The organism is Pseudomonas sp. SBB6 (genome assembly GCF_024213215.1).
In the GTDB taxonomy this organism is placed as follows: domain Bacteria; phylum Pseudomonadota; class Gammaproteobacteria; order Pseudomonadales; family Pseudomonadaceae; genus Aquipseudomonas; species Aquipseudomonas donghuensis.
In genome coordinates, this window is the sequence record NZ_JANAVH010000002.1 from 139,576 (window position 1) to 151,327 (window position 11,752).

The 11,752-nt window shown below is 66.3% G+C and carries 8 protein-coding genes; all 8 read right to left on the reverse strand.

Translation table 11 applies throughout. From position 1 onward, the window contains the following. From NLX68_RS03915 to NLX68_RS03950, 8 genes are read right to left on the reverse strand one after another with little or no spacing between them, the layout of a single operon-like run. On the reverse strand, positions 1 to 1,209 hold the full coding sequence (locus tag NLX68_RS03915) for an acyl-CoA dehydrogenase family protein (protein ID WP_254282765.1): 1,209 nt from the start codon (positions 1,207 to 1,209) through the stop codon (positions 1 to 3). 26 nt (positions 1,210 to 1,235) lie between these two features. After that, positions 1,236 to 2,897, reverse strand: coding sequence for an ABC transporter ATP-binding protein (locus NLX68_RS03920; RefSeq protein WP_254282766.1), 1,662 nt, complete (start codon positions 2,895 to 2,897; stop codon positions 1,236 to 1,238). After that, a complete protein-coding gene (locus NLX68_RS03925; protein WP_254282767.1) occupies positions 2,894 to 3,784 on the reverse strand; it encodes an ABC transporter permease in 891 nt (296 codons plus the stop codon). The genes NLX68_RS03920 and NLX68_RS03925 overlap by 4 nt, the downstream gene beginning before the upstream one ends. Positions 3,785 to 3,844: 60 nt before the next feature. Beyond that, entirely contained in the window at positions 3,845 to 5,188 is a 1,344-nt protein-coding gene (locus NLX68_RS03930) for an LLM class flavin-dependent oxidoreductase (protein WP_254282768.1), read from the reverse strand. 20 nt (positions 5,189 to 5,208) lie between these two features. After that, positions 5,209 to 6,492, reverse strand: coding sequence for an acyl-CoA dehydrogenase family protein (locus NLX68_RS03935; protein WP_254282769.1), 1,284 nt, complete (start codon positions 6,490 to 6,492; stop codon positions 5,209 to 5,211). A 22-nt stretch (positions 6,493 to 6,514) separates the two neighbouring features. Then, a complete protein-coding gene (locus NLX68_RS03940) occupies positions 6,515 to 7,447 on the reverse strand; it encodes an ABC transporter permease (RefSeq protein ID WP_010222351.1) in 933 nt (310 codons plus the stop codon). After that, a complete protein-coding gene (locus NLX68_RS03945; protein WP_254282770.1) occupies positions 7,444 to 9,150 on the reverse strand; it encodes an ABC transporter substrate-binding protein in 1,707 nt (568 codons plus the stop codon). Before NLX68_RS03945 ends, NLX68_RS03940 begins: the two co-directional genes overlap by 4 nt. Positions 9,151 to 9,194: 44 nt before the next feature. After that, positions 9,195 to 11,345, reverse strand: coding sequence for a TonB-dependent receptor (locus NLX68_RS03950; protein WP_254283311.1), 2,151 nt, complete (start codon positions 11,343 to 11,345; stop codon positions 9,195 to 9,197). Between the last annotated feature and the right edge of the window lie 407 nt (positions 11,346 to 11,752).

Consider the following 11,752-nt stretch of genomic DNA (forward strand, 5'->3'; position numbering starts at 1 on the left):
TCAGAACAACCCCGAGGTCGGTGGCGGTGTGCCGGTCAGCTGCCAGGCGCCCACCGCCGCAGCCTTCCAGTGCCGAGGGTTATGGTTGGCGACCGTGCGCGCGTTGCGCCAGTGGCGATCGAGGTTGTGGCTGCGGCCGGTGGTCGAGGCACCGCCGACGTCAAACAGCAATTCGGCGGCCTTGAGCGCCGATTCGGCAGCAATGTACTGGGCCTGGGCAACATCGATGGCGGCCTGGTCGACCTGTTGCGGGTCAAGGCCGGCGGCCCAGGCGCGGTCGATCGACGCCGCAGCGCGCAGCACCACGGCCTCGGCGGTAAAGGCGCGGGCAGCGATTTCACCAACGCTGAGCTGCACGTACGGGTCATCCACCGAGCGCGTGGCGCTGCTGTGCTTGATCGGCCGCGCGTGCTCACGGGCAAAGCGGGTGGCATCGTCCAGGGCATTGCGGGCGATGCCAGCCTGCACCGTGGCCAGAAACAACTGCAAGAACGGCGTGACGATGGTGCGCTTGCCCTCCTCCACGGTGCGCGTGCGAATCTCGTCGGCGTACACCAGCACATCGTTCAGGCGCGTGGTGCCGCTGGCCGTCAGGCGCTGGCCCATGGCGTCGAAATCGTCGAGCAATTCCAGGCCCTGGCGCTCGCGCGGCAGCACGAACGACACCGGCTGATCGTTTTCATCCAGGGCCACGGCGCTGACCCAGTCGGCGTACAGGGCGCCAGTGCTGTAGTACTTGCTGCCGCTGGCACGGTAATGCTCGCCCTCGCGCACGATGCGCGCGCTGATCGCGCCATTGGCGCCACCCACTTCCCAACCGGCATTGCCCAGCACCGCGCCTTGCAGGTAGCGGGCGAACCAGCGCTGGCGCTCGGCTTCGGCACCGTCGACGGTAGAAGACAACAAGCCCTCGATAAAGCCGAAGCCCGGACGCAACGCCTGGGCAACGTTGGAGTCCACCGAAGCGATGCGCAGCAGCAGGCCAATCACATCGCTGACACTGCCACCCGGGCCACCGTACGCCTGCGGAATGCGGCAGGTGTAGAGCCCGGCCTGGGCAATCTGGCGGACCGCTTCATAGGGCAGCTGGCGCTCGCGTTCACGTTGCGCGGCGCCGGCGGCAATCAGCGCCAGGAGGTTTTCGGTATTGCCCTTGAGTTCGTCGAGGGTGCGCCGCTCAACGCGGGGTACTGCGGATAAACCAGGCATGGACTTTCCTTGTGCGGATCAGGCGATCAGATCGCCAGGCGGAGAAATTCGAAACTGACTCGACGGCCGCTTTCCAGGTGCGGGATGGCGTCGAGCAAGGCACGGGTATAGGGGTGTTGCGGACGGTCGAAGACATCGCGCACGGCGCCGCTTTCCACCGCCACGCCGTCTTTCATCACCAGCACCTGGTCGCTGACATGGTTGATCACCCCCAGGTCGTGGGAGATGAACAGGCAGGCCAGGCCCAGGCGCTGCTTGAGGTCGTCGAGCAGCTCGAGAATCTGCGCCTGCACCGACACATCCAACGCCGACACCGGCTCGTCGCACACCAGTATCTGCGGCTGCGCGGCCAGGGCGCGAGCGATGGCGATGCGTTGCCGTTGGCCGCCAGACAGCTCGATCGGGCGGCGCTCCAGCAGGCTGGGGTCGAGGCGCACCAGGGTCAGCAGCTCGATCGCTTGCTGGCGCCACTGCGCGCGCGCGTGCCCGGCCACTTGCAGCGCCTCAAACAACACTCGCTGCACGGTGTAGCGCGGGTCGAAGGAACTCAGCGGGTCCTGGAACACCACCTGGATGCTGCGGCGCAACTGGCGTTTTTCCTGGTCATCGAGTTGCAACCAGGGCCGGCCCTTGATCTGGATCTCGCCGCTGTCGGGGGTTTCCAGGCCGAGGATCATCCTGGTGAGGGTGGTCTTGCCCGAGCCCGACTCGCCGACGATGCCCAAGGTGCGGCCCTTGTGCAGTTGCAGCGAGACCTTGTCGACCACGGTGCGCAAGTTGCCGTCCGGGCCCTTGAAGGCCTTGCTCAGTTGCTGCACCTGCAACAGCGGCGCGCTGCGTTCCACCACCGCGGGTGCGACCGGCGCCAACGCCGGCGCCTGCGGCCGGCGAAAATGCACGGCGGCGCCAGCCTTGAGCAGGTACTGGGTATAGGGGTGCTGCGGGTCTTGCAGCACCGCCTCGACACTGCCCTGCTCGACGATTACGCCGTTGTGCATCACCGCCACCCGGTTGGCCAGGCGCGAGACCACCGCCAGGTCATGGCTGACGATCAGCATCGCGGTACTGTCGCCACGCAGGGATTCGAGCAGGCTCAAGACCTGGGCCTGGACCGTGGCGTCCAGCGCCGTGGTCGGCTCATCGGCAATCAGCAGGCGCGGGTTGCAGGCGATGGCCGAGGCGATCAAGGCACGCTGACGCAAGCCGCCGGAAAGCTGCCAGGGGTATTGGCGGGCGCGCAGCTCAGGCTCCGGCACGCCGACCGCGCGCAGCAGTTCAAGCACGCGCGCCTGGCGCTGTGCGCGGTTCAGGTCGCTGTGCAACTGCAAGGGTTCGGCAATCTCCTTGCCGACCGGGCGCAGGGGGTCGAGCGAACCCAGGGCGTCCTGCATGACAAAACCGATCTGCGCACCGCGCACCCGGCGCCAGGCACGCTCGTCGAACTGGCGCAGGTCCTGCCCGGCGAAGGCCAGGCGGCTGGCCTGCAACTGCGCATGGGCACCGGTGAGCCCGGCCAGGGTGCGCGAAGTGACGCTCTTGCCCGAGCCGGACTCGCCCACCAGCGCCAGGCATTCGCCCTGCTGCAGGCTGAAGCTGATGCCCTTGAGCACCGGCACGCCCTGGCCGAAGCGCACCTGCAGGTCGCTGACCTCGATCAGCGGCGCGGGGTGTTGGATAACAGCATTCATAGGCGTTTACCTTCGTTGCGGCGCAGCAGTTCGCGGCCGATGGCGGTGATCGAAACCACGGTGAGGGTGATGGCCAAGGCCGGCCAGGCCACCAGCCACCAGGCGTTGGCCAGGTAGTTGCGGCCGATGGCGAGCATGCCGCCCCACTCGGGTTCTGGCGGTGGCGCGCCAAAGCCGAGAAAACTCAAGGCGGCCCCGGCGACGATGGTGCTGCCGATACCGATGGTGGCGAGTATCAAGATCGGCTTGATCGCATTGGGCAGCACATGCCGCCAGATCACCTGACGCCGAGGCAGGCCGAGGGTGGTGGCCGCCTCGACATAGCCGGCATTGCGCACCACCAGGGTTTGCGCACGCACCAGGCGCGCATAACGCGGCACGCTGGCGATGCCCACGGCGATGATGGTGTTGAGCGCGCCCTGGCCAAAGAAGGTGATGATCACCAGTGCCAGCAGCAGGTCGGGAAAGGCCAGCAGCACATCGACCAGGCGCATCACCACGCCGTCGACCAGCCGGGGCCCGAGCCCGGCCAGCAAGCCCAGCACGGTGCCGAGCAACAACCCCAGGGCCGTGGCGCTCAGGCCCAGCACCAGCGACGGGCGCACGGCATGCACCAGCCGCGCGAGGATGTCGCGGCCGTTCTCGTCAGTGCCCAGCCAGTGCAGGCTGCTCGGTGGCTGGAAAGCCTGGCGGGCGCTGGCATCGAGCGGGTCGGCGGACACCAGCCAGCCTGGCTGCAGCGCCGCCAGCACCAGCAGCGCGACAAACAGCGCGGCCAGTACCAGCCCCGGGCGCAGGGCCACCTGTCGACGCCTGACGAAGCGCGTCTGGGCCTGGATCAGGCCGTTGGCCGGCAGCACCGCCGCCGTTGAATTGATCGGCGCCATCGGGCACCTCCTTGGGCTAAACGTTAAAGGGCAGGATTGCGGCTCTGCCGGTGGCCAGGCTCACACCGCTTCGGCGGCGCGCTGGTACTGGCTGGCCGGGTACGGCAGGCCGAGGTGGTCGCGCAGGGTGCTGCCCTGGTATTCGTGGCGGAACACCCCGCGCTTTTGCAGCAGCGGCACCACCTCGTCGACGAACACCTCGACACCCGAGGGGAACATGTCCGGCATGATGTTGAAGCCGTCGGCGGCACCGGCGCGGAACCAGTGTTCGAGGGTGTCGGCGACCTGTTCCGGGGTGCCGACGATCAGCCGGTGGCCGACCAGGATGCGCCGCGACAGCTCACGGAGGGTCAGGTGCTCGCGCCGCGCCAGGTTCAACTGGGCTTCGAGAAAACCGTGGGAGCCGCGCTCGAATTCCGCCACCGGGCCGATCCGCTCCCAGGGCAAGGGCGCATCCAGTTCCAGCTCGTTGACCGCAAGACCCACCCGCGCCGCCACCTGATTGATCAGCCCCTCTTCGCCGTACCAGGCATTGAGTTCGTCGAAGCGCGCCTGGGCCTCGGCCTCGCTGCTGCCGATCACCGTCGACAGCCCCGGCATGATTTTCAGGTGCTCGGGGTTACGCCCCCACTGGCGGGCGCGCTGTTTCATTTCCTGGTAGAAGGCCTGGCCGTCGACCAGGGTGGTCTGGGTGGTGAAGATCGCATCGGCATAGCGCGAGCCGAGGGCCTTGCCACCTTCGGAGGAACCGGCCTGGACCAGCACCGGCCGGCCCTGGGGCGAGCGCGGCAGGTTCAGGGGGCCCTTGACCGAGAAATGCGCGCCGACAAAGTTGATCGCATGCACCTTGGCCGGGTCGGCAAAGCGCCCACGGCGGGCGTCGCCAATCACCGCGTCATCTTCCCAGCTGTCCCACAACTTGAGGGTGACGTCGATGAACTCATCGGCACGGGCGTAACGGTCAACATGGCGCGGCGCGCCGGCCAGGCCGAAGTTCTGCGCCGCCGCGTCGCCGGCATTGGTGACCACGTTCCAGGCCGCACGGCCGCCGCTGATATGGTCCAGCGAGCTGAAACGCCGGGCCAGGTTATAGGGCTCGTTGTAGCTGCTCGAGGCGGTGGCGATCACGCCGATGTGGCGGGTGGCCAGGGCCACGGCGGTGAGCAGCACGGTCGGTTCCAGGCGCCCTGCCGGCTGCTCGGCAATATCGCCCAGCAGCGCCGGGCCGTCGGCGAGGAAAATCGCATCGAGCTTGCCGCGTTCGGCGATGCGCGCGATGTTGCTGTAGTACTGGTGGTCGAGGTAGGCATCGGCCGGCACCTCGGCCTGGCGCCAGGCGCCGGCATGGGCGCCGAAGCCGAGGATGTTCATGCCGATGCTCATGTGTTTGGCGGGCTGGCTCATGGCAACTCCTTAAGTGGGGGTCAAACCGCGCTGGCTTCGTCGCGGGCGGCGTTGTCCTGGGCGTGCAACTGGCGCCAGGCGGCACCTGGGCTGACGCCATTGAGGTAGTAGTTGCCCAGCGCCCGTTCGCGGTAGATCGCCGGGTTGTGCGAGGCCAGGGTGCGGGCGTTGCGCCAGTGCCGGTCGAGGCGCCGGGCCTGGCTGGTGGCCGAGGCGCCGCCGACTTCAAACAGCAAGGTGGTGGCTTCGAGCACCTGCTCCAGGACGATCTGCTGAGCCTGGTAGGTGCGGATATCGGCCTCGACGTAGTGCGCTTCGCCAACCGAGCCGTCGAGCTCAGCCTCGTGCACCCGCTGCAGCACCTGGGCGACATCCAGCACCAGCGCCTGGGCGGCATAGGCCAGGCTCGACAGGCGGCCGATCACCCGCTGCACCAGCGGGTCGTCCTTGGGGCTGGACTGGCCGGGCACGCCAAAGGCGCGGGTACGGCCCTGGACGAAGGCGACGGCATCGCGCTGCACGGCGCGGGCAATCCCGGCCAGGGTCGCCAGGTGGAACAGCTGGTAGAACGCCGACAGGTAGGATTCGGCGCGCAGCTCACCAGGCTTGAAGCGGCGCAGCACCTGCCCCGGCGGCACCGCCACATCGGCGAAACGGGTGGTGCCGCTGCCGCTCAGGCGCTGGCCGAAACCGTCCCAGTCGTCTTCCAGGCTGACGCCGGGGGCCGTGGTGGACACCACCACGCTGACATAGTCCTCGTCGAGCATGGCCACCGCCGCCACCCAGTCGGCGTAAATGGCGCCGGTGCAGTAGTACTTCTCGCCCTGCAGCAACCAGCCGGCCTCTGGTGCCTGCGGGTCGGCGGCAGTGAGCAGCACCGAGTTGCCGGTGGTGTCGGTGCGTTCGGCCATGGCCGCGCCCCACAATTGCCCCGCCGCTACCTTGGCCAGCCAGTAACGCTGGGAAGCGGCATCGCCGCTGGACAACCGACCTTCGACAAAGCCGAAGTGCGCGCGAAAGATCTGCGGCAGGTTGGAGTCGGCTGCGGCCAGATCGATCAGCAGGCGAAACAGCACCGGCAAGCTGACCTGCGCGCCGTTCAATGCCTGGGGCACGCGCAAGGCGCCGAAGCCCGCGTCGCGCAGCCAGGCCACCGGCTCATGGGCCAGTGTGCGCTGCTGCTCGCGGTCTACCGCGCCTTCGGCGATGCGGGCAAAAACCGCGGCAAAACGCGCCTGCAGGTGGGCATAGTCCTGGCCTGCGGGGTTCGCGGCCAGGGGTGTTGGCAACTCATGGGCACTCATGGCTGGTCCTTGAAATGCGGGTTCATACGCTTTTGCTGCGCGGGTCGACCCAGTGGTTGATCAGGTCGACCAGAACGTTGACGACCCCATAAATCGCCGCCGCCAGCAGGGTGATCCCCAGCAGCAACGGCATGTCCTTGGTGATGGCGGCGTCGAGCATCAGCCGGCCGATGCCCTGGCGGGCGAACAGCATTTCGATGATCACCGCACCGCCCAGCAGGCTGGCAAAGACGAAACCGGACAACGTCACCAGCGGCACCAGGGCATGGCGCAAGGCGTGCTTGAGGCGCACGCCGGTCTCGGACATGCCGCGCGCCCGGGCCATGGCGATAAAGGGCTGTTCGAGGATGTCCTCGAGTTCCTGGCGCAGTACCTGGGTCAGCACCGCGGCAACCGGCAGGGCCAGGGCCAGGCTCGGCAGGATCAGCGCCTGCCAGCTGTTGGAGCCGGACGGTGGCAGCAGGTGCCAGCCGAACGAGAACAACAGCAACAGCACGATGCCGATCACGAACGATGGCGCCGACGACAGCACCAGTTCGCTGCCGGACACCAGCGCGCGCACCCAGCGCGGGCGGTTGGCGGTGAGCACCGCGCAGCTCACCGCGAGGAGGATCGACAGCAAGGCTGCGGCCAGCGACAGCTGCAGCGTGGCGCCCAACTGGCTGCCGATCACCTGCAGCACCGGAATGCGCAGGCGGTACGACTCACCGAGATCGCCCTGGGCCAGGCGCGCCAGGTACTGGCCGTACTGCACCCACAACGGCTGGTCGAGGCCGTATTCGGCGCGCACCTGGGCGATCAGCTCGGCGCTGGGCATGGCGTCGGGGCCGCCGAGAATTGCCAGGGCCGGGTCGCCGGCACTGAGGTTGATGGCCAGGAATGTCAGGGTCGCCGCGCCCCAGAGCACGCCGATGCCGGCCAGCAGGCGCCAGGCCAATCGCTGCAAAGTAGTCATTTGCCCTCCGGGTCGAGCCACACGCTGGTGAACAACGGGGTGTTGTGCGAGGTGTCGAAAATCAGGCCCTTGACCTGCTTGCGGTAGGCCAGCAGCACATGGCTTTCGAACACCGGCACCGCCGGGATGGTCTGCGCCAGGCGCTGCTGGGCGATGCGGTAGAGGTCGCGCAGCTCGACCGGGTCGGTGGTCTGGCGTGCGGCGCTGAGCACCCGGTCGAGCTCGGCATCGCGAAAGCGCCCGGCGTTCTGGCCGATCAGCTTGGCGGTGCTGATCGCCTGGCTGTGGTAGAGGATGTACAGGCCATCGGGGGTGTTGGTGTGCCAGTAGCCGCCGCCGATCAGCTGGAAATCGCTGGCGTAACGGCGCTGGGTGACCTGGGCCAGGGGCAGCAGGTCGATGTCGATCTGCAGGCCGATCTTCTTCAGGTCGGCCTGGATGGCCACGGCGATGCTGCTGGGGTAGGCGGCGGTTTCGTAGGTCAGCAAATGTGCGGCCAGGCGCTGGCCGTGCTTGACCCGATACCCCTTGGCGTCGCGTTCGCGCCAGCCGGCCTGGTCGAGAATGCGGTTGGCTTCAGCCACGTCATAGGCCAGCACGTCCTTGAATGCCGGGTCGTAGTAGCGGGTGTTGGCGGCAAGGAAATCACCCTTGGCCAGGTACTCGCCAAATCCGGTGATCCAGGCCAGGCCGTCGCGGTCGATGGCCTTGGCCACGGCGCGGCGCACCTGCACGTCATCGAAGGGGAAGCGCTCGACGTTGAAGGTCAGGCTGCGAAACGGATTGGCCTTGCGGATACGGCTGTGCATCTGCAAATCCGGGTTGGCGCGAATGGCCCGGGCATTCTGGGTCGGGGCATCGACGGTGAAGTCCGATTGGCCGGCTTCCAGGGTGCTGAAGCGGATCATCGGTTCGGGGACGATGCTCAGTTCCAGGCGGTCGAGGTAGGCCTCGCCCTGGTGCCGGGTCACTGCGGGAGCCCAGTTGTAGCCCTTGCGCTTGACGAAGTTGGCGCCCTGGTCGCGGGTGTAGCTTTCCAGCACGAAGGGCCCGGAGCCGATCGGGTGTGCGGCGATGGTCTTCGGCGCTTCGAGGATCTGCCGTGGCGAGATCATGCTCAGCCAGGATTGCGCCAGCACATCGAGAAACGGCGAATAAGGCTCGCGCAGGTGCGCTTCGAAGGTGTACTCATCGACGATGCGCCCATCCACATAGGGGGCGATATAGGCGGCGGCCAGCGGCGACTTGGTCGCCGGGTCGCGCATGTGTTCGAGGTTGACCTGCAGGGCGCGGGCGTTGAATTTTTCGCCATCGCTGAAGGTCACGTCATCGCGCAGATGAAAGGTGTAGGTCTTACCGTCGTCGGAGATCTCCCAGGACTTGGCCAGCCACGGCGAGATATTGCCCTGCTCGTCCTGGTACAGCAGGCAATCAAACAGGATGCGCCCCAGCCACTGCACATTGCCGTGGGAAATCGAATGCACGTCGAGGGTCGTGGTGTCCGAGGCCGTGGACACCCGCAAGGTACCGCCGGGCTTGCCCGGGGCGGCCTCGTAATAGTCTTGCGCGGCATAGCTCAGGGTGCCGTTGTGCAGCGTGCCGTCGATGCCCTGCCCCGGCGCGGGTTCCACCGGCTTGCAGGCGCCCAGGGCCAGCAGCGCACCAAGCACGGCGGGCGTACCCAGCCTTGCGATTACTCTCATGCGGTTCTCCTGCAGGTGCCGCACGAACGGCACCCACCCCTGGCTCAGAAGTTGTAGGCAATCCCGGTGTAGGCGCCGAAGCCATCACCTGGATACAGCGAAGCGGTGTCCTGGCCCTTGGCGTCGTAGCTGGGCACCAGGGCGGTGACGTAGTCCTTGTCGGTGAGATTTTTCAGGTCCAGGTACACTTGCCAGGTCTTGTTCGGCGCGTCGTACCCCAGGCGTGCGCCCCACAGGGTGTAGGACGGGGCGTAGAAGCTGTTGGCGTAGTCCACCGCCGTGCTCGATGCCGAGCGCACATTGACCCCGGCGTAGAAGCCGTTGGCGTACTGGTAGAACAGCTCGCCCTGGTAGATATGCTTGGGCAGGCCCGGCAGCTCGTTCTTGGCGAACAGCGGGTCGTTGCGGTAGTGGAAGTCGTTGAGGGTGTAGGCCTGGCGCCAGCTCAGCACATCGCCGTTATCGCGCTGCCAGAGCCTGGTGGTCAGCCCCGCCTCGATGCCCTGGTGGATGGTCGGGCTGGCGTTGGAGGTCGAGACCACGGCGGCCGCGGTGTTGGTGGCCGGGAGGATTTCGACGTTGAGCAGTTCGTCCTTGATCCAGGACTTGTACAGGGTCAGGCTGCCGTCGAAGATCTCCGAGCGCCCGCGAATACCGACCTCCACGGTGTTGGCGCTTTGTGGCACCAGGGTCTTGGCGAAGTTGGTGGTCACCCCCGAGCCGGAACTGGACCAGGAGCTGGGCGGGTCGATGGAGCGGCTGACGTTACCGAACACCTGCACGTCCGGGGTCAGGTAGTAGCGCAGGCCGACCCGTGGCGCCAGTTTCCACTCGTCATAACGATAGTGGCTGGGGATGCCGCTGGTGTTGGGCCGGTCGCTGAAGTTGACGTCGACGTTGCGCTTGACCTCAATGGCCGAGAGGCCCGTGGACAGGTACAGGTTGTCGGTCAGGCCGAGGTCGTTGCCCAGCGACAACACATGGTCGAACGAGCCGTCGTACTCGACCTGTTTCTGCAACCTGCCCAGGTCCTTGTCACCGCTGTAGGTGCGCACCCCGGCGCGAATGTGCTGGGTGCTGCTCCAGCCGACGCTGGTGGTGCTCGGCAGGCCGAACAGCTGGTCGCTGCGGGTGTACTTGAGCGAGTAGTTGATGTCGCGCCAGTCCCAGTAGTTGGGGTTGACCGTGCTCTTCTTGCTGAGGATCTGCGGGTAGTTGTGATAGACCAGCCCGGCCACCAGGGTCGAGTCGTCGTCGAAGGTGTAGGTGGTCTTGCTGCCGACCCAGGTCGAGCCTTCCTTGGTCGAGTCGCCACGGGTGGCGCGGGTGCTGGGGTTGGTCTGCGAGGAATTCTTTTTCAGCTGCGCCAGGGTCAGGGCCCCGGCGTTCTCGTGGTATTCCTCGCGGTAGCGGATGTACAGGCGGGTTTCCAGCTTGGGGTTGAAGCGGTAGCCGAAGTTGGTGACCACGCCCTTGGCCTTGGTGAAGGTGAAGTCCTGGTAACCGTCGCGCTTGGAATTGTCGACGCTGATGAAGTAGTCGGCATTGCCGGCCACGCCACCGGTGCTGAGGGTCTGCTTCTGCCAGCCGAAACTGCCGCCTTCGACCTTGATGCGGTTGCCTGGCGCAGTGAGGCCAGAGTGGGTGACGAAGTTGATCGCCCCGCCCAGCGACAAGGCGCCGTACTCGAAGGCGTTGGCGCCGCGCAGCACTTCGGTGTAGCTCAAGCCCTGGGTGTCGAGCAGTTCATAAGGCGTGCCGCCGGCGCCGGTCAGGGCCAGGCCGTCGAAGAGGAACTTGGTGCCTTCGCGAAAATAGCCCGGCGAGGTGTTGGCGCCCGAACCACGGATGGAAATCTTGATCGCATCGTTGCCTCCGGCGGCCTGGGCATACACCCCCGGTTGATAGGCCAGGGTGTCTTCCAGGGTGGCCGAACGGCCCTTCTCCACCTCGGCCTGCTGAACCAGCCCGGTACCGCCGGGGATCTCGTCCAGTTGCGCCTGCGCCGCTTGCACCGGGGTGGCTTTGGCCGCCTGGACGGTGACCGTCTCCAGGCGTTTTTCGGTCTGTGTGGCGTCTTCGGCCTGGGCCAGCGGCGCCAGGCTCAACAGTGCGGCGCCGACGCTGGCCAGCGTCCAGTCCTTGCCTACTACTTTGGTCGAAGAATTGAATAAAGCGGATGTTGCCCGAGGCACGAAATTCAAGGTATTGCTCCCCACCTGATTAAAAAATAGGCGAGTTTCTATTGGTATAGTCAATCTCGAAGGGAGCTGTTGCAGCGACCGTGCCAACCGGTAAAACCCTTGTAATCCCTGCGCTTGAGCGGCTCCTGCGGTTTAAACAATTGTTCGAATTTCGGGTATCTGTGCAACTGCTGTTGCCTGGCGAACAGTTGATCATGCTCCAAGCCTTGATAGATACCGTCGATAGACCTATCAACAAGCTCGATTAGTCCCACATTCCGTACGGGAATACACTAGCGCGCATACGTCCGCTCAAAACCCTGCAGCAGACAGGGACTTGCGACACACCGTGCTTTTTACCCCAGCCAACCGCGCTTGCGACGCCTTGTTGCCGGGCATGCCTATGCCCGCAGCTTTGT